This is a genomic window from Comamonas resistens (assembly GCF_030064165.1).
Classification (GTDB): Bacteria; Pseudomonadota; Gammaproteobacteria; order Burkholderiales; family Burkholderiaceae_C; genus Comamonas; species Comamonas resistens.
Genome location: NZ_CP125947.1, coordinates 282220 through 299603, shown reverse-complemented (window position 1 = coordinate 299603; position 17384 = coordinate 282220). Strand labels below are relative to the sequence as shown.

The window sequence follows — 17384 nt, the reverse complement described above, 5'->3', positions numbered from 1 at the left end:
AGGGGGAAGGCGCGAAGCGACTCAGGGGGTGTTGCATCACAGAGGACGGTTTTCGTCGCTGTCGGGCGCACGACGCTGCGGCGCCAGCAACAGCACGCTGACTATCGGCCACAGCAAGGTCTCGATCACCGCCGCCAACAGAAACCAGGGCCCAGGGAAGATGCCTCCCGCTGCCACGCGCAGCAGCACCTGCACGCCATGTGCCAGGGCAAACAGCGGCAGCAGATGCAATGCCTGTATGGGGCTTGAAAACCAAAGCAGACGGCGGCTCATCCAGCCCGTCACGAAGACCAGCAGCGTATAGGCCATTGCATGCTGGCCCAGCAGCGAGCCTCGGTCCACATCCATGATGAGACCCAGCGCAAAAGCAATGCCCAGGCCCACGCGCTGGGGCTGGTTCAGGCTCCAGAAAGCCAGCAACACCATCAGCCAGTCCGGCAACCAGATGATGCGCCCCAGCGGCAGCATGTTGATGAACAGCGCCAGCAGCAGCGTGAAGACAATGAAAAGAGGATTGACCGGCAGCAACAGCTGCTGGCCGCGCGGCATGATCATGCGGGATCCTTTGCAGCTTTTTCGGCAGCTGCCTTTTCCTTCTTGCTGCGGACCTTGGCAGCGCGGTCAGCTTTTTCGGCTTCCGCCTGCGCGGCCATGTTCGCAGCCTCGGGGTGCTCGGTGCGGTTCAGCGGCTTGAGCACCATCACATGGCGCACGCCCTGCACCCGGCCCACGGGCTCGCAATAAATACGGGTGAACGCCGAGTCGGCGCGGCGGTCCACCGTCACCACCTTGGCAACAGGCAGGCCCTGGGGGTAGAGACCATCGACGCCGCTGGTCGTCAGCAGGTCGCCCTCCTGCACATCGGCATTGCTGGGCATGAAGCGCAGCTCCAGCCCACCGGCACGGGAAGAGGAGGCATCCCCATAGGCCACGCTGCGCGCGCCGGTACGGGGGTTGAACACGGGAATGGCCTGGTCGCGGTCGATCAGCAGCGTGACCTCGGCGCGTGTGGGATAGACGCGTGTGACCTGGCCGATCACGCCTTTTTCGTCGAGCACCGGAGAGCCCGGTTCGATCTTGTCCACCTGTCCCTTGTCGATCACCACGCGGCGCGTGTAAGGGTCGGGACTGTCATAGACCACCTCAGCCACCTGCCCCGGGGTCAAGCTGCGTTCGCGCAGCTCCAGCATGGCACGCAGATGGGTGTTTTCCTGAAGCAGCTCTTCGGCCAGCTCGGCGCGCTGGGCCATCACCACCAGCTCCTTGCGTGCGGCATCTTCGCGGGCTACGGCCTGCTGCTGCACCTCGGCATAACGGCTGGCATTCTGATAGGCCTGCACAGGCTGGGCCACCAGCCACTGCACGGGAGCCAGCGCCGCAGACACTGCGGTGCGAATTGGCGCCGTGATCTTGAAACGCGCATCGGCCACCATCAAAAACAGCGCCAAGGCGCTGTAGAGGGCGAGCTGCGAGGTGCGGGAGGCCTGCTGCTTGAACAGCGATGGCGCGCGATGGTCCAGCGTTTCCAGTGTCATGAGCGTCCCGTTTGCGTGACCAAAAATGCCCGCTTCCCTGCCCGGGAAGAGGACATGCAAAAAGAGAGCGCGGTGTGCAGGCGTATCACGGACTCAAGCCCTGTTTGGTCATTGGTGTAGCAGTACGCGCACTATGCCGCGTACTGCCGCACTCCACAATGCCCAGCGACGATCAGTCGCTGGTGAAGATGCTGCCCTGGCGATCCATGGTCTCCAGCGCCATGCCACAGCCGCGCACCACGCAGGTCAGAGGCTCTTCGGCCACCAGCACGGGCAGGCCTGTTTCTTCGGCCAGCAGACGGTCCAGGTCGCGCAGCAGCGCGCCGCCACCGGTCAGCATCATGCCGCGCTCGGCGATGTCGGCGCCCAGCTCGGGAGGAGTCTGCTCCAGCGCGTTCTTCACGGCAGAGACGATCTGGTTGAGCGGATCGGTCAGCGCTTCCAGCACTTCGTTGGAAGAGATGGTGAAGCTGCGGGGCACGCCTTCGGAGAGGTTGCGGCCCTTGACTTCCATTTCCTTGACCTCGGAGCCGGGGAAGGCCGAACCGATCTGCTTCTTGATGGCTTCTGCCGTAGGCTCGCCGATCAGCATGCCGTAGTTGCGGCGGATGTAGCTGATGATGGCCTCATCGAACTTGTCGCCACCCACGCGCACCGAACCCTTGTAAACCATGCCGCCCAGCGAGATCACGCCCACTTCGGTCGTGCCGCCGCCGATGTCCACCACCATGGAGCCCGAAGCTTCGGACACGGGCAGCCCTGCACCGATGCCGGCGGCCATGGGCTCTTCGATCAGGTACACGGCCGTGGCACCCGCAGCCTCGGCCGCATCCTTGATGGCGCGGCGTTCGACCTGGGTGGAACCGCAGGGCACGCAGATGATGATGCGAGGGCTGGGCGTCAGCACCGAGCGTGGATGCACCATCTTGATGAACTGCTTGATCATCTGTTCGGTGATCACGAAGTCAGCGATCACGCCGTCCTTCATCGGGCGGATGGCTTCGATATTGCCGGGCACCTTGCCCAGCATGGCCTTGGCTTCGCGGCCAACGGCCTGGATCACCTTCTTGCCGTGGGGGCCGCCCTCATGGCGGATGGCAACGACCGAAGGCTCGTCAAGAACAATGCCCTTGTCTCGGGCGAAAATCAGGGTGTTGGCTGTGCCAAGGTCGATGGCAAGGTCGGTGGAGAAGTACCGACGGAAAGCTCCGAACATTCAAGGTCCTCTCAGGCACGGCTTGCGCATCGGCTGGCCGTCGCCGGGGTGTAAGGTAAGGGAGTCTGGGTGGGTGGGCTTTTTTTGCACAATGACCAGCCGGTCGGAGGTATTGCGGCAAAGCCGAGATAATACCGTATCCCCTGTGAATAACTTCTACTGTCAGGGTTAGAAACACTGCTTTACATGCGGCTGCCCTGTTAAATAATTTCTATGGCACTGAACGATCAAGACATTGCGCGTATCGCCAATCTGGCCCGCCTCGAACTGTCACAAGACGAAAGTAAGCGCATGCTCGCGCAACTTAACAACTTTTTCGGCATCGTCGAAAAAATGCAGGCTGTGGATACCTCGGGCGTCAGCCCGCTGTCACATCCGGTGGCGGCCATCCAGGACATCGCCTTGCGGCTGCGCGACGATCTGGTCAGCGAGTCCGACAACCGCGACGCCAATATGCACAACGCACCGGCGGCCGAGAAAGGCTACTTCCTGGTGCCCAAGGTCATCGAGTAAACGCGCAGGAAGCAAAGAACAATGAGCCAAACCGAACTCCATCACCTGAGCGTGGCCGAGCTGGCCGCGCAACTGCGCGCCAAACAGGTCTCGGCCACCGAAGCCGCCCAGCATTTCCTGGCCCGCGCCAGGCAGCACCAGAACCTGGGTGCTTTTGTTTCCATCGATGAAGACGCCACCCTGGCCCAGGCCAGGGCCGCCGATGCCCTGATCGCCGCAGGCCAGGGCGGCAAGCTGGCCGGCGTGCCCATTGCCCACAAGGACATCTTCGTCACCAAGGACTTCCCCAGCACCGCGGCCAGCAAGATGCTGGAAGGCTACCAGTCGCCGTTCGACGCCACCGTGGTGAAGAAGCTCGCCGATGCCGGCGTAGTCACCCTGGGCAAGCTCAATTGCGACGAATTCGCCATGGGCGGCGCCAACGAGAACTCGGCCGTGGCCCCCGTGGGCTTTGCTGAGCCCCAGCCCGTGCGCAACCCCTGGGATACGAATCGCGTGCCCGGCGGCTCGTCCGGCGGCTCGGCCGCTGCCGTGGCCGCGCGCCTGGCCCCGGCCGTGACCGGCACCGACACCGGCGGCTCGATCCGCCAGCCCGCATCGTTTTGCGGCATCACCGGCATCAAGCCCACCTACGGCCGCGCCAGCCGCTACGGCATGATCGCCTTTGCCTCGTCGCTCGACCAGGCCGGCCCCATGGGCCGCAGCGCCGAAGATTGCGCGCTGCTGCTCTCCGAGATGTGCGGCCCCGATCTGGACCGCGACTCCACCAGCCTGGACTACCCGGCCGAAGACTTCACAGCCAAGCTGAACGACTCGATTGAAGGCCTGCGCATCGGCATTCCGGCCGAATTCTTCGGCGAAGGCCTGGCCGGCGACGTGCGCGTCGCCGTGGACGCCGCGCTCAAGGAATACGAGAAGCTGGGCGCCAAGCTGGTGCCCGTGAGCCTGCCGCGCACCGAGCTGTCCGTGCCCGTGTACTACATCCTGGCTCCGGCCGAGGCTTCGTCCAATCTGTCGCGCTTTGACGGCGTGAAGTTCGGCCACCGCGCCGCCAAGTACGAAGACCTCAACGATATGTACAAAAAGACCCGCGCCGAAGGCTTTGGCGACGAGGTCAAGCGCCGCATCATGATCGGCGCCTACGTGCTGTCCGAAGGCTATTACGACGCCTACTATCTGCAGGCGCAGAAGATCCGCCGCATGATTGCCGACGACTTCCAGGCCGCCTTCAAGGACTGCGACGTCATCGCCGGCGCTGCCGCGCCCACCACGGCCTGGGCGATTGGCGGCAAGGCCGACCCCGTGAGCAACTATCTGGCCGACATCTTCACCCTGCCCGCATCGCTGGCCGGCCTGCCCGGTCTCAGCCTGCCCGCAGGCTTTGGCGACGGCGGCCTGCCCGTGGGCCTGCAGCTCATCGGCAACTACTTCAGCGAAAGCAGGCTGCTCAACGCCGCTCACCGCTTCCAGCAAGCCACCGACTTCCACCTGAAGCAGCCCAAAGGCATTTAAAAATTTATAGCCGCTTGCGCTTGTATTGATTGGATTTCAGCATCGAATAAGCCTGAAACGCATACAGATCATGCGCAAGCCGCTTCACTTTTAGCAGTTAGGACACACAGAGCAATGACTGTGAAACTGATCAATGGCTACGAAGTCGTCATCGGCTTTGAAACCCACGCCCAGCTGGCGACCAACAGCAAGATCTTCAGCCGTGCCAGCACCGCCTTCGGCGCCGAGCCCAACACCCAGGCCTGCGCCGTGGACCTGGCCCTGCCCGGCACGCTGCCGGTGATGAACAAAAAGGCCGTGGAATGCGCGATCAAGCTCGGCCTGTCGCTGGGCTCGACGATTGCGCCGCGTTCCATCTTCGCGCGCAAGAACTACTTCTACCCCGACCTGCCCAAGGGCTACCAGATCTCCCAGTTCGAGATCCCCGTGGTACAGGGCGGCGAGGTCAGCTTCTACCTGGAAGAAGGCAAGAACAACGTCCTCAAGACCGTGCGCCTGGTGCGCGCCCACCTGGAGGAAGATGCCGGCAAGTCCGTGCACGACGAGTTCATCGGCCAGTCCGGCATCGATTTGAACCGCGCCGGCACGCCGCTGCTGGAAATCGTGACCGAGCCCGATATCCGCTCCACCGCCGAAGCCGTGGCCTATGCCAAGGAACTGCACAAGATCGTCACCTGGATCGGCATCTGCGACGGCAATATGCAGGAAGGCTCGTTTCGCTGCGACGCCAACGTCTCCGTGCGCAAGCCTGGCCAGCCGCTGGGCACACGCCGCGAGATCAAGAACCTGAACTCGTTCAGGAATATGCAGATCGCCATCGATTACGAAATCCTCTGGCAGATCGAGCAGATCGAGGACGGCCACAAGATCCAGCAGGCCACCGTGCTGTTCAACCCCGACACGGGCGAGACCCGCGCCATGCGCACCAAGGAAGACGCGGCCGACTACCGCTACTTCCCCGACCCCGACCTGCCACCGCTGGTCGTGGCGCCCGAATGGGTGGCGCAGGTCAAGGCCGAAATGCCCGAGCTGCCCCGCACCATGGCCGCGCGCTTTGTGGAAAGCTACGGTCTGCCCGAGTACGACGCCACCACGCTGACGCAAAGCCAGGCCATGGCCGCCTACTTTGAAGCCGCCGCCAAGGCCTGCGGCCAGCCCAAGCTGGCGTCCAACTGGGTGATGGGCGAGATCTCGCGCCGCCTGAACATGGAAGAGATCGGCATGGACCAGGTCAAGGTCAGCGCCGAGCAGCTGGGCACCCTGATCGCCCGCATCCACGGCAATGTCATCAGTAACAACTCGGCCAAGCAGGTGTTCGAGGCGCTGTGGACCGGTGAAGGCTCCGATGTGGACGCCATCATCGAAGCCAAGGACCTCAAGCAGTCCAACGACACCGGCGCGCTGGAAGCCATCATCAACGAGGTGATTGCGGCCAACCCCGCCAACGTCGAGCAATACCGCGCCGGCAAGGACAAGGCCTTCAACGCCCTGGTCGGTCAGGTCATGAAGGCCTCCAAGGGCAAGGCCAACCCCGGCCAGGTCAACGAGCTGCTCAAGGCCAAGCTGGCCTGAGAACAGCCAACTCTGTTACAAGCACGTCGTTACAGGCGTGCCTGTGACCTCAGATAATGTGAGCACGCTCTAAGGGCCGCAGGCAGCATATGCCTGCGGCCTCGTTATTTGCCGCTCCCCATGCCCTGTGCCGCCTGCCCAGGAAAAATTCAGTGATCTTCTCGAACGCCTCCCTCATCGAATCCGAAAAAGAGCGCAACCTCTGCACCAAGTTTTTTGCCGGTTACTTCTTCAACGAATTCACGCCCGGCTACACCAAGCGCATCACGCTGTTCAACCGCTATATCCAGGAAGTCTCGGGGCGCGAAGACCTGGGCCTGCACAGCCCCAATGTCTCGTTCGACACCCACGCCTATCTGTGCCATGAGCGCCTGCGCAGCAAGCTGTCCGACGTGTTGATCTCCGACCCCGCACGCCAGGTGTTTCTGTTCATAGAAACCAAGTACCTGACGAATTGGACCTATGCCGCCGATGTGGCCAAAGGCCTGGAGCGACTGGATAAGGTCTTCGACGCCGAGAAAAAGCCCCATCTGGCTGGCGCCAGACAGCATTACTTTGTGCTGACCTCACGCCGCAAGGAAGAAGCCGCAGGCCGCCCCGTGCAGCACTATGCCCCCGTGAACGTGCCGATCTTTGTGCCCACCCCGGCTGCGCCCGCGGGAGCGGCCGAGGCCGATACCGCAGAGCCGTCCAAGACATCCTTCACCAGCTTGCTCTACTGGGAAGACCTGGCGCAGATGTGCGATCGCTCGGAAGTGCGGCAGTACATGGAGGCGCGGCTCAAGCTGTGCATCAGCAGCAGCCGGAATCAGCATAGGGCGGGGTATTTTTTGCCAGGAGTGTGAACACAGGCTAGGTTGCTACGGGCAGCTATCAAAACAGCACCGTTCCGTCGTTCACGACAGAGGCCGGGATTTCGCCCCGGCTGGCGACTCACTTTCTTGCTTGTGCAAGAAAGTGAGCAAAGAACACAACCCGATTGTCTGCGTCCCTGCGCTTCGCTCCGGGCAAACCTGCAGCCAGACGGGTGGGAGCGGTCAGCCCACAAGATTTGTGGCGAAATCAGCCTCCTACCCAAACCCCACAAGCGCTACCAGCTATCAATTTAAAGAACATCGTTTACATAAAGCCCAGATAAAGCGCACACAGGGGTCACAAAAATCTGCGCACAATTCGGCGCAGCCCCGCATCACTTCATACCCATCCATGCCCTCCAAGCTGCTCAAGCTCCTGCTCTGGCTGATCGCCCTGTGCGTGGCGCTCTATCTTTGCATCTGCGGCTATATGTTTGCGCAGCAGCGCAACATGATTTTCCAGGGCGGGCTCACGCAGCTGCCGCAGGAACAGACCAATTTCTCGCTGCAGCGTGATGTGCTGCTACGCGGCTGGCAGTGGCATCCGGCAGAGGGCAAGGTCCGCGGCGTGGTGCTCTACTTTGGCGGCAATGCCGAGAACATCGAGCACCACCTGCCGCTCCTGACGCAGACCTTTCCCCACAGCGATATCTATATGCTGGCTTACCGCGGCTATGGCGCCAGCGAAGGCCAGCCTTCCGAGCCGCTGCTGACGCAGGATGCCGTGGCCCTGTTCGATGAAGTCAGGCATCTGCACCCGCAGCAACCCATCACGGTGATCGGGCGCAGCCTGGGCACGGGCGTGGCCTCTGCCGTGGCGGAGCTACGCCAACCCGATCAGCTGGTGCTGATCACCCCTTTTGACAGCATGCTCAACACGGTACGCGGCATGTATGGCTGGCTGCCTGTAAAGCTGCTGCTGCGCGACCCGTTTGATTCCGCCGCGCATCTGCAGGGCTACTCGGGGCCCATTTTGGTGCTGCGCGCCAGCCACGACGATACGGTGGCCCCTGCACGCACCGATGCCCTGCTGGCAAGCCTCAAGGGCAAAGCCGTGGAAGTGCTGACCCTGCCGCACACGGGGCACTCCAGCATTTTGCGGGCTCCCGCACTGTGGGATGCCGTGGCGCGGTTCGCGAATTCCGCCGGCTAGGCGAGCGGCCTGGTTTGAGGATCAGCGCCGAACAGCGCCAGCCGCAATGCCTCGGGAATAGCCGCCACCTTGCGTTCGCCCCTGGCCACGAACACCACGCCGACCTTGCCGCGCGCCACCTCGCGGGCGCTGGCTGTCTCGGTCATGCGAAAGACCAGGTCAAAGCCGTACTTGTTGGGGTCGGCCGGCGTCATCTCCACGCGCATGGTCTCGCCGTGAAAGCCTTCGGACTTGTACTGGGCCACGATGTCGCCCACCACCACGCCATGGCCTTGTACGTCCGACTCGCGGTAGCCCAGATGCTTGAAAAAACGCACGCGCGCCTCGGACACCAGGGTCAGCAACTGGGCGTTGTCCAGATGGCCGCCCTGGTTGACGTGGCTGATGTAGATCTGCATCTCGGTGGAGAACAGAAACTGCGCGGGAAGCTCGAATTGGATGCGGGCCATGGGTGGTGATGCGGTAGAAAAAACGGCACGACTTGCGCAAATCAGGTTCAAACAAGACGTTTGCACCATGGGTGCATTCCCTGTGCATCCGCCTCAGCGGCCCGGCCTGTTTGCGTAAGTCCTCTACGGGCTACTTTAGCGGCTCAGCACCCGCTTGTAGAAGAAGGCGCACAGGGCCGCAAAGCACAGCAGGCCCAGCCACATGGCAGGGGCGAAATCCGCGCCCACGATGGCCAGCGGCGCATCCTTGCCGCTGAAGCCGATCAGCGCGGCAATGACTATGCCCATCAGGCTTTCTCCCACGATCAGGCCCGAGGCCAGCAGCAAGCCGCGCTCTTCGGCCGCAGCCGCCCAGTCCTTGCCCAGACGCTGGCCGTAGGCCTTGATGGCGCGCTGCAGGAAAAAGCCCAGCACGGCACCGATGGTCAGCGTCAGGCCGATGGTGGGCGGCAGGTAGATGCCCAGGCCCACGGCCAGCGGCGGCAGCGCGCCCTTGCCACTGTTGCGCAGCACCACGTCCAGCACGATGACGACCACGCCGACCGCCACGCCCAGACCCAGCATGGTCCAGTCCAGCGAGCCACTGAAGATGCCGGTGGCGATCTGCTTCATCAGTGTGGCCTGGGGGGCAGCCAGCGCCTGGCTGGGGTCCATGCCTGCGCGCGGCAACGAGCCAGCAAAGCCGTAGGCGTTGTAGAGCAGGTCCAGCACGGGCGGGATCACGGCTGCGCCGACCAGGCAGCCGATGATCAGCACCACCTGCTGACGCCAGGGCGTGGCGCCGACCAGGTAACCGGTCTTCAGATCCTGCAGGTTGTCGTTGGAGATAGAGGCCATGGCCAGGATGACGGAGACCATGAACAGAACCAGCGCCACACCGAGCTGGCCCGAGACGCTTTGCGCGAAGGCGGGCACCGTAGCATGCAGCCCCAGCAGCGCCAGCGCCATGAGAATGGTGGCGATGATGCCTATGCCCGAAATGGGGCTGGCCGACGAGCCCACGAGGCCCGCCATATAGCCGCAGGCCGCCGCGACCAAAAAGCCGAACACGGCGGCAAACAGCACGCATAGCGCCGCCAGCCCGTAGCGCGCGGCATCCGACAGCTCGGGCATATGCTCGTGCACAAAGCCGTTGACGACCAGGAACAGCACGGCCAGCGCGGCCAGACCGATGAGCAACATCCAGCTGCGCGGCATGTCCTTGTCGGTTTCGTCGCCCGCCGCAGCCGAGCTGCCCGACGCGCGAGCGGGCTGCCTGCGGATGGCCTGGATGATGGGACCGGCCAGCGTGCCCACGGTCCACAGCGCCGAGATGCCGATCACACCGGCGCCCAGAAAGCGCGCCTTGCCGCTCCACAGCTGGCTGGCCAGGTCGCTGACGGCCTGGCCAGCGGCCGGTGTGGCGTGGGCCGTGAGCCAGGGCACGACCACACCCCAGCACAGCACCAGACCCACCAAGACGGCTACACCCGCAGCCGCGCCCATGAGGTAACCCGCGGCCAGCAGCGCCGGCGAAAAGCCTGCGGCCACGCGCAGAGCCACGCCGCCCACGGGAATCCAGAGATTGATGGCCTCACCCAGCACGCGCAGGCCGCCGCTCAGAAAGCCGAACAGCGCCGCCAGAGCCGCGCCCCAGCCCAGATCACGCAGGCCCGAGCGCGGCGTACCGGCAGAGGCGTCGCTTTGATGGCGCTGGCTCTCGCCCACGCGCAGCACCTCGGCTGCGGCCACGCCTTCGGGATAGGGCAGATCGGACTGCACCACCATCACACGGCGCAGCGGCACGGTGTAGAGCACGCCCAGCGTGCCGCCGGCCGCGCAGATCAGTGCCGTCTGCCAGAACGGAAAGCCCGACCACAGGCCCAGCATCAGCAGCGCCGGCAGCACGAAGATCACCGACGACAGCGTGCCCGCGGCCGAGGCCTGGGTCTGCACCAGATTGTTCTCGAGAATGTTGGAATCCTTGAAGCGGTACAGCAGCGCCATGGAGATCACGGCCGCCGGGATGGCCGAGGCAAAGGTCAACCCGACCTTGAGGCCCAGATAGACATTGGCCGCCGTGAAGGCCAGCGTGATGAGCGCGCCCAGAATGACGCCGCGCAGCGTGAATTCACGCGATAAAGTATTTTTTTCCATAACTGCAATCGTTGATGCGAGCCGGTGTGCTCTCTGCTCCCACGCTCCGGTTTTCCCGACGGCGCCATGCTGTTGCCGGCCCGTATACCTCCCCACCTGACCGAACAGGCCTACACGGTCTCCAAAGACCCATATGTCGGCGCCCAGTGGCTGCATGCGAACTCCAGGCCCTGACCGGCAGGCTGATGCCGGGCCCGGGACTTTACTACCGCCATTATTGACTGGCGTTGGCAGACATCGCATTACACGATTCCTCCGTGGGCTATCTTCCGCGGCATCACCCTGCCCGGGGCGCTCACCGTGCGGCAAGCGATGCAGCGCATGCAATCGGGAACGGGCAGGAGCAAGCTGCCCTGGCGCGTCATCATTGAGCGGGCCGAGAATGCCGAATCAGGCCCTCCCCTTTACACAGTCAGCGCAGGCAGCTATCAAAAATGCATTGCGTTGGCACCTGCAGCAAAGGCCAGGTCTTGCCCGCCAACAAGACAAGCAGATCTCAGATCAAATAAACAGCATCAGCCACGTTTGGGGCTGAAGTCATGCAGGATCTGCCCCTGGTTGTCGATCAGCAGCGAGGGCGTTCTCTCATCCGAGCGCAGATAAAAGCCTGAGGGCAGGCCATCGGCGGACAGATAGCTGCCATTGCCCGTGATCTGGGGCAGTTGCTCCAGCGTGCGGCTCCATACCGGCTGGCCCGTGGCCAGGTCCAGCAGCTGCAGCACACGGCCCTGGTCGGTGACCGGCGTAGTGTTGAAGACGATGAGCACGCGCTGCGCGTTCTGTGCCAGCACCACGCCGCGATAACGTTTCTGCACGGGCTCCACCAGGCGCAACTCGGTCACGCCAGACTCACGCAGCATCTTGTCCATCACCACCCAGTCCGCGGTGATGCGCTGGTAGTCGCCGGACAGCGCCTTGACCTGCTCTTCCTGGCTGGACTGCATGCTCAGCTCGGGCCGCTTCGGATATTCGCCGGCGCGCACCTTCTGCGTGTAGCGCACCAGCAGGCCGGGCGAGCTGGCGGCACTGCCCACGTCCAGCGTCGCAAAGGCATAGCTTTGCAGCGTCTCGGTATAGCTGGCAAAAGGCCGCTGCCGGAAGTCCTCATAAAGCCGCGCCAGCGGCAGGATCTGCTGCGTGAGCCAGTAGACGTAGAAGCGTTCGCCCCTGTTGCTGGTGACGATCAGGGCATCGGGCTTGTCGCTGCCGGCCAGCTCGATGCTGGAAATGCCCGTGCCCAGTTGCGAAGCATGGCGGTTGACCAGCTCGTCGTCCAGCGGCATAAAGCGCGCACTGCTCTGGTCGAGGCGAAAGAGCTTTTGCGCATTCATGATGAGAAAGATGCTGCCGTCCGAAAAATGGGCAAGCTGCGGGTTCTGCGACAGCGTGGTGCGCTGGTAGCTCAGCGCCAGCGGCTCGGCCAGTTTCTTGCCGTTGTCCAGGCTGTTGACGAGGATCTGATAGTCATCGCTGCGGCCCTCGGTTTTTTCCAGCACGCGCACCACATTGAACTGGCCGTTCGCCGTTTCATAAACGGTGGATGCCTGCAACTGCCCATGATCGACCGCCGCCGGTACCGCCGCACGCAGCATGCTCAGCACCAGAGGGGCAGCAACGGCCAGCGCCACCACCACACCAAGGCCCAGCGGCAGGTATTTGAGGCTCTTGAGGCTGTTGAACTGCCCGGCATCCATGCTGTGGATGACACGCATTTCCTTGGGTGCGTTGCTGTCGCTGAGTACGAACTCCGTGCCGCAGGCACTGCAGGCGAACAGATTGGGTGTGCCCGCCGCCTTGGTGCAGCGGCCCGACCCGCATTGTGGGCAGACAAGGGTTGTGATCTGTACGGCCATGTCCTGTGCTCTTTCTGTGTTTTCTTTCTATGTTCTGCGCAACCCTTAGCGCCACGAAAACTCGTGCACCAGCTCCCCTTGGTTATCCATCAGATAGCCGGGCTCCAGGCTGCTGCCCTGCATGAAAAAGCCCGAGGGCAGGCCCTGGGCCCTGGCATAGATGCCGCCGCGCTCGCGCGCCAGCAAAGGGATCTGGGCCACATCCCGGCTCCAGACGATCTGATTGTTCTGCTTGTCCAGCAACTGCAGCATGCGCCCCTTGCCCTGCTCCGGCGTGGCGCTATAGGACAGCAACAGACGTGTGGCGTTCTCCGCCAGCACCTCGGCCTGGAAACGCGGCGTGGCATCGATCACCTCCAGCCTCACCAGACCGCGAGTGACCGAATAATGGCTGACGGCATAACCGCCACCGACATCGCGATCAAAACTCCCAGCTTCCTCCAGGGGCTTGAGCTCGAAGTGGGTCAGGTACTGGGGCTGGCCGTTTTCGTATTTGTTCCAGTACTGCACCAGCAGAAAGCGCTTCTCCAACGACGATCCCTTGTCCAGGGGGGCATAGCGGTAGTACTTGCGGGTCTGGCGAGCCTTGGCAGCTCGCTGCTCATCGAGCTGGCTCGCGACTTCGGCGTCCAGAATCTGGCCCGCCACCCAGTACACATGGTATTTGCGGCCATCATTGGTCACGACCTGAAGGCAGTCCGGCCTGTCGTCATAGGAGAAGCGAACTCCGGCCAGGCCCACGCCCAACTCGCTCGGGAACTGGGCCATCAGCAAAGGGCTGAGGTCCACAAACTGCTGCGCCCCGGGGTCAAAACGCAGCACCGTCGCCTCCTTGAGCTGCAAATAGAGATTGCCGTCGCTGAAGTTCTTGAATTCCCCTCCGTTCTGCATCCAGGGAAAACGGTAGAACTGTGGCTGCGACAGGGCGGCACCGCTTTGCATGTCGCTGACCTCGATCCGGTATTCATCCTCGTTCTGGTCGGTGCGGTTTTTGTACACATCAATGCGGCTGAACTTGCCACCCGCTTCATGCAGGGCCGACATATCGGCTCTGCCCCGGCTCTGCGCCGCAGCCACGGTGCGGCTGCTTTTTTTCAGATCCACCAGCAGCGGCAGCAGGAACATGGCGGCCACCAGCGCCAGCACCACCGCGATCACGGCATTGCGGTACCTGTCCAGCAGTTGCCGGTGCGCTTGCAAAGGCAAGGCAGTGACATCGGGAGTAGCGCCGGTCCCCACCGCAAACGTGGTACCGCAGCTCTCGCAGACATGCTGGCCGCTGAGGCCCGCGACGGGATGACTGCGCCGGGCCCCGCATTGCGGACAGAAGTAGGTTCGGGAGGTCTTGACCATGTTTATAGGCTAGGACTTACGCAAACAAGCTAGGCCGCCACTGCGGATGCACAGGGAGCGATCCCACAGGGCAAATTTCTGGCTTGAACCTGATTTGCATAAGTCGTGTCGGCTCTGGGCGCAGGCCTGGGCTGTGAAGTCAGGCACGGTCTGGCCGTTGTTGTCTATCGGCAGCATTGGCGCGTTGCCATGGAAGTGAATGAAAAACCTGAACCAGCACCGGGGCCGTTGTGCAGCGACAGGAGCATGGACAGGGGGGATTGCGCCCAAGCTTAAGCGCTGCACCTGCACCGCCCCTCAAAAACACATTCCGACGAGAGCGGCACACGGTAAGCTCTTGTAACCGGGAACGCCCAGCCCAGACTCCGCAAGCGCTGGAATCTCAATGCCTTTCAAGCCCCCAGCCCTTGATACTCAAGCGCAAGCAGCTATCAGATTGCAAGTAGCTCAGCACTCCTCATCATCCATTCCCAGCGACTCGGACAGGTTTTCCACATAGCCCAGCATCAGCAGGCGCTGGCCTTGCAGCAGCTGCTGCAGCTCGCTCCAGCCCGCATGGGCAACTACCTGCTCCCGTCCACGGCCATAGAGATCCCGCAGGTCAGCCACCAGGCGCACGGCCTGTTCGGCTGTCAACGGCTCGGCCCGCACAAACCCCATCCAGGCTGCGCCCATGCCGAAAAAGCGATAACCGTGCTGCCCGGCTAGGTGGCGGATGATGGCGTGGTTCTGAAACGTGTCCCAGTCGGCGCTGAAATAGCCATTGGGCTGGGCAGCGATCTTGAGGTCCTCCGCCGGCACCGGAATGCGCTGCACATAGACCACATCGTCAAGCAGCGCGTCCGGCTCCCGGTTGGCCTGCAACAGGGCCTTCACGTCGCAGGCCGCCGTGGCCAGCGTGCCGCAGACCTGATCCCAGCTTTGGATCAGCTCGGGATGGCCCATCTGGCGGATGCGATGCTGCAGCGACGCCTGCTCCCAGGCGGCCAGCTGAACAGGGTCGTCCCAGTCCATGCCGTCCTCACCGGTCTCCTCCAGATACAGGCGGTCATCCTGCCCCGCATGTCCGCAGGTATAGCTGCACTGGCTGATGTCATCCAGCGTGCACAGATAACGGTGCAGCGGGTCGGCAGCGCTCAGCGCATCCAGCACCTGCAGCAGCTCATCCATGCCGCCGACGTCTTCCAGCCATTCATGGGCGCAGCTGAAATTGCCCCGCCGGTAGGGTTGCTCACCGCCGTCTGCCTGCGCCGCAGGCACAAAAAATCCACGTTTCATGGTTTCACTCTCACTGATCCAAGAACCCCATCAGGGCAAGCGGCCGGGCAGCGCGAGTCGAGCCAGCACGCCCGGGCCAGCCCGTATCATCGCCGCCATGGCCTCTCTGACCTATCACATCGACGAAGAGCAATATGTCGCGGCACTGCGCCTGCATGCCCAGCTCAGACCCCGCTGGACCCACTGGCTGCGTTATCTGATGGCCATCCTGGGCGTGCTGATCTTTGTGACCAGCCTTCGGCTCAAGACCTATTGGCTGGCCGTGGGTGGCGCCATTTATGTGCTGGTAGCCACCTCCAGCTTTCAGATGTATGTCCGCCCCATGGCCCAACGCGCCTATCGCCGCTATCCGGCCATGCATCAGGCCCAGACACTGGAGCTGAGCGATGGTGAGCTGACGATGCGCTCCAGCCAGGGAGAATCCAGAGTGCCCTGGAACTTTCTCATCCAATGGGCCGAGAACGCCGAATTCATGCTGCTGTATCTGCAACCCAATCTCTATTACATCGTGCCCAAGGTCGCAGACCCCGATCAAGCCGTTCTTGGAGAGCTGCGCTCCCAGCTCCAGGCTCATGTGGGCCCAGCCAGAAAATAAGCTTTTTTGCCCTTAAGGTCTTACCTGTAAAGCGCATGCAGCTATCAAAAAAGGAAGCCGAAGCTTCCTTTTTGTGCTGGCGGCCTTAGAACAGAACCCGGCAGCGGATGGTGCCAGCAATCTGCGCCAGCTTTTCCAGCGCCAGCGCCGAGGACTTGGCGTCGATATCGATCACCACATAGCCGACCTTTTCGTCGGTACGCAGGTACTGACCGGCAATATTGATGCCGTTGTCGGCAAACACCTGGTTGATGGCCGAGAGAATGCCGGGGCGGTTCTCGTGCACATGCAGGATGCGGTTGTTGCCCGGGTGCTCGGGCAGTGCCACTTCGGGGAAGTTGACGGCCGAGGTGGTCGTTCCGTTGTCGCTGTACTTGACCAGTTTTTCCGCCACTTCAAGGCCGATATTGGCCTGAGCCTCCATGGTGGAGCCACCGATATGCGGCGTGAGGATGACGTTGTCCATGCCGCGCAGCGGCGAGAGGAACTCATCCTTGTTGCTCTTGGGCTCCTTGGGAAAAACGTCGATGGCCGCACCCAGCAGCTTGCCGGCCTTGAGGGCTTCGGCCAGTGCCTCGATATCGACCACGGTGCCGCGCGAAGCATTGATCAGAATGCTGCCCGGCTTCATGGCCGCAATCTGCGCCGCACCCAGCATGCCGTGGGTGGAAGCCAGCTCGGGCACATGCAGGGTCACGATATCGGCCCGGCCCAGCAGCTCGTTCAGGCTGGCAGCCTGGTGGGCGTTGCCCAGCGGCAGCTTGGTGACCACGTCGTGGAAGATGACCTTCATGCCCAGGCCTTCGGCCAGCACCGACAGCTGCGTACCGATGGAGCCATAGCCGACAATGCCCAGCGTCTTGCCGCGAATCTCGAAGGAGTTCTCTGCGCTCTTCTTCCAGCCGCCCCGGTGGGATACGGCGTTCTTCTCGGGAATGCCGCGCAGCAGCAGGATGGCCTCGCCCAGCACCAGTTCGGCCACGGAGCGGGTGTTCGAGTAAGGTGCGTTGAAGACCACCACACCACGCTCGCGCGCTGCGTTGAGGTCCACCTGGTTGGTGCCGATGCAGAAACACCCTACGGCCACGAGCTTTTGCGCGGCGGCAAACACTTCCTCGGTCAGCTGCGTGCGCGAGCGGATGCCTACAAAGTGCACATCGGCGATCTTGCGCTTGAGCTCCTCGCCCTCCAGCGCACCGGACAGCGCCTCCACATTGGTGTAGCCCGCATCGCTCAGCACCTTGAGCGCCGATGGGTGAATACCTTCCAGCAGCAGAAACTTGATCTTCGATTTATCCAGCGATGTCTTGCCCATGAGCCTGTCCTTAGATCGGTGAAAACCCCATTAAAGCGAATTGGGTATTT

At 62.7% G+C, this 17384-nt stretch carries 15 protein-coding genes; 6 read left to right on the top strand and 9 right to left on the bottom strand.

Annotated features, from left to right (window positions below; all coding sequences use genetic code 11):
• Positions 1–36 precede the first annotated feature (36 nt).
• From mreD to QMY55_RS01290, 3 genes are all read right to left on the bottom strand, one after another.
• Positions 37–555, bottom strand: a complete 519-nt coding sequence (gene mreD / locus QMY55_RS01300) for a rod shape-determining protein MreD (RefSeq protein ID WP_283486932.1) — start codon at positions 553–555, stop codon at positions 37–39.
• A complete protein-coding gene (gene mreC / locus QMY55_RS01295) occupies positions 552–1535 on the bottom strand; it encodes a rod shape-determining protein MreC (protein ID WP_283486931.1) in 984 nt (327 codons plus the stop codon). Before mreC ends, mreD begins: the two co-directional genes overlap by 4 nt.
• Before the next feature lie 172 nt (positions 1536–1707).
• The gene (locus QMY55_RS01290; RefSeq protein WP_283486930.1) at positions 1708–2751 is read right to left on the bottom strand and encodes a rod shape-determining protein; all 1044 of its coding nucleotides are present in this window, start codon (positions 2749–2751) and stop codon (positions 1708–1710) included.
• Between the two features lie 213 nt (positions 2752–2964).
• Between QMY55_RS01290 and gatC the strand changes: the two genes are divergently transcribed.
• The 5 genes from gatC (at position 2965) to QMY55_RS01265 (ending at position 8355) form a co-directional block, all read left to right on the top strand.
• Entirely contained in the window at positions 2965–3264 is a 300-nt protein-coding gene (gatC, locus tag QMY55_RS01285; protein WP_283486929.1) for an Asp-tRNA(Asn)/Glu-tRNA(Gln) amidotransferase subunit GatC, read from the top strand.
• A gap of 21 nt (positions 3265–3285) precedes the next feature.
• Positions 3286–4776 carry an Asp-tRNA(Asn)/Glu-tRNA(Gln) amidotransferase subunit GatA gene (gene gatA, locus QMY55_RS01280; protein WP_283486928.1) on the top strand — a complete coding sequence of 497 codons (1491 nt, stop codon included), beginning with the start codon at positions 3286–3288 and terminating at the stop codon, positions 4774–4776.
• A gap of 114 nt (positions 4777–4890) precedes the next feature.
• Positions 4891–6348: an Asp-tRNA(Asn)/Glu-tRNA(Gln) amidotransferase subunit GatB gene (gatB, locus tag QMY55_RS01275; RefSeq protein WP_283486927.1), complete on the top strand. Its 1458-nt coding sequence runs from the start codon at positions 4891–4893 to the stop codon at positions 6346–6348.
• A gap of 152 nt (positions 6349–6500) precedes the next feature.
• Complete coding sequence (locus tag QMY55_RS01270) at positions 6501–7193, top strand: excinuclease ABC subunit A (protein ID WP_283486926.1); 693 nt, start codon at positions 6501–6503, stop codon at positions 7191–7193.
• 361 nt (positions 7194–7554) lie between these two features.
• Positions 7555–8355, top strand: a complete 801-nt coding sequence (locus QMY55_RS01265; protein ID WP_283486925.1) for an alpha/beta hydrolase — start codon at positions 7555–7557, stop codon at positions 8353–8355.
• On the opposite strand, the gene QMY55_RS01260 is transcribed toward QMY55_RS01265, so the two are convergent.
• The 5 genes from QMY55_RS01260 to QMY55_RS01240 form a co-directional block, all read right to left on the bottom strand.
• Positions 8352–8804: an acyl-CoA thioesterase gene (locus tag QMY55_RS01260; RefSeq protein WP_283486924.1), complete on the bottom strand. Its 453-nt coding sequence runs from the start codon at positions 8802–8804 to the stop codon at positions 8352–8354. The genes QMY55_RS01265 and QMY55_RS01260 overlap by 4 nt on opposite strands.
• 135 nt (positions 8805–8939) lie before the next feature.
• A complete protein-coding gene (locus tag QMY55_RS01255; RefSeq protein ID WP_283486923.1) occupies positions 8940–10940 on the bottom strand; it encodes an OPT family oligopeptide transporter in 2001 nt (666 codons plus the stop codon).
• A 515-nt stretch (positions 10941–11455) separates the two neighbouring features.
• Complete coding sequence (locus QMY55_RS01250) at positions 11456–12793, bottom strand: hypothetical protein (protein WP_283486922.1); 1338 nt, start codon at positions 12791–12793, stop codon at positions 11456–11458.
• Between the two features lie 45 nt (positions 12794–12838).
• Positions 12839–14146, bottom strand: a complete 1308-nt coding sequence (locus QMY55_RS01245) for a hypothetical protein (RefSeq protein ID WP_283486921.1) — start codon at positions 14144–14146, stop codon at positions 12839–12841.
• Between the two features lie 447 nt (positions 14147–14593).
• Entirely contained in the window at positions 14594–15424 is an 831-nt protein-coding gene (locus tag QMY55_RS01240; protein WP_283486920.1) for a hypothetical protein, read from the bottom strand.
• 97 nt (positions 15425–15521) lie between these two features.
• On the opposite strand from QMY55_RS01240, the gene QMY55_RS01235 reads away from it, so the two are divergent.
• Positions 15522–16019 carry a YcxB family protein gene (locus tag QMY55_RS01235; protein ID WP_283486919.1) on the top strand — a complete coding sequence of 166 codons (498 nt, stop codon included), beginning with the start codon at positions 15522–15524 and terminating at the stop codon, positions 16017–16019.
• A gap of 85 nt (positions 16020–16104) precedes the next feature.
• Here QMY55_RS01235 and serA read toward each other — a convergent pair whose 3' ends face one another.
• The gene (gene serA / locus QMY55_RS01230) at positions 16105–17334 is read right to left on the bottom strand and encodes a phosphoglycerate dehydrogenase (RefSeq protein WP_283486918.1); all 1230 of its coding nucleotides are present in this window, start codon (positions 17332–17334) and stop codon (positions 16105–16107) included.
• Positions 17335–17384: the final 50 nt, after the last annotated feature.

Coding starts and splice junctions, on each gene's coding strand:
- mreD (WP_283486932.1), bottom strand. CDS start 555: ATGATCATGCCGCGCGGCCAGCAGCTGTTGCTGCCGGTCAATCCTCTT.
- QMY55_RS01255 (WP_283486923.1), bottom strand. CDS start 10,940: ATGGAAAAAAATACTTTATCGCGTGAATTCACGCTGCGCGGCGTCATT.
- gatC (WP_283486929.1), top strand. CDS start 2,965: ATGGCACTGAACGATCAAGACATTGCGCGTATCGCCAATCTGGCCCGC.
- QMY55_RS01260 (WP_283486924.1), bottom strand. CDS start 8,804: ATGGCCCGCATCCAATTCGAGCTTCCCGCGCAGTTTCTGTTCTCCACC.
- QMY55_RS01290 (WP_283486930.1), bottom strand. CDS start 2,751: ATGTTCGGAGCTTTCCGTCGGTACTTCTCCACCGACCTTGCCATCGAC.
- gatB (WP_283486927.1), top strand. CDS start 4,891: ATGACTGTGAAACTGATCAATGGCTACGAAGTCGTCATCGGCTTTGAA.
- QMY55_RS01235 (WP_283486919.1), top strand. CDS start 15,522: ATGGCCTCTCTGACCTATCACATCGACGAAGAGCAATATGTCGCGGCA.
- mreC (WP_283486931.1), bottom strand. CDS start 1,535: ATGACACTGGAAACGCTGGACCATCGCGCGCCATCGCTGTTCAAGCAG.
- QMY55_RS01245 (WP_283486921.1), bottom strand. CDS start 14,146: ATGGTCAAGACCTCCCGAACCTACTTCTGTCCGCAATGCGGGGCCCGG.
- gatA (WP_283486928.1), top strand. CDS start 3,286: ATGAGCCAAACCGAACTCCATCACCTGAGCGTGGCCGAGCTGGCCGCG.
- QMY55_RS01250 (WP_283486922.1), bottom strand. CDS start 12,793: ATGGCCGTACAGATCACAACCCTTGTCTGCCCACAATGCGGGTCGGGC.
- serA (WP_283486918.1), bottom strand. CDS start 17,334: ATGGGCAAGACATCGCTGGATAAATCGAAGATCAAGTTTCTGCTGCTG.
- QMY55_RS01265 (WP_283486925.1), top strand. CDS start 7,555: ATGCCCTCCAAGCTGCTCAAGCTCCTGCTCTGGCTGATCGCCCTGTGC.
- QMY55_RS01240 (WP_283486920.1), bottom strand. CDS start 15,424: ATGAAACGTGGATTTTTTGTGCCTGCGGCGCAGGCAGACGGCGGTGAG.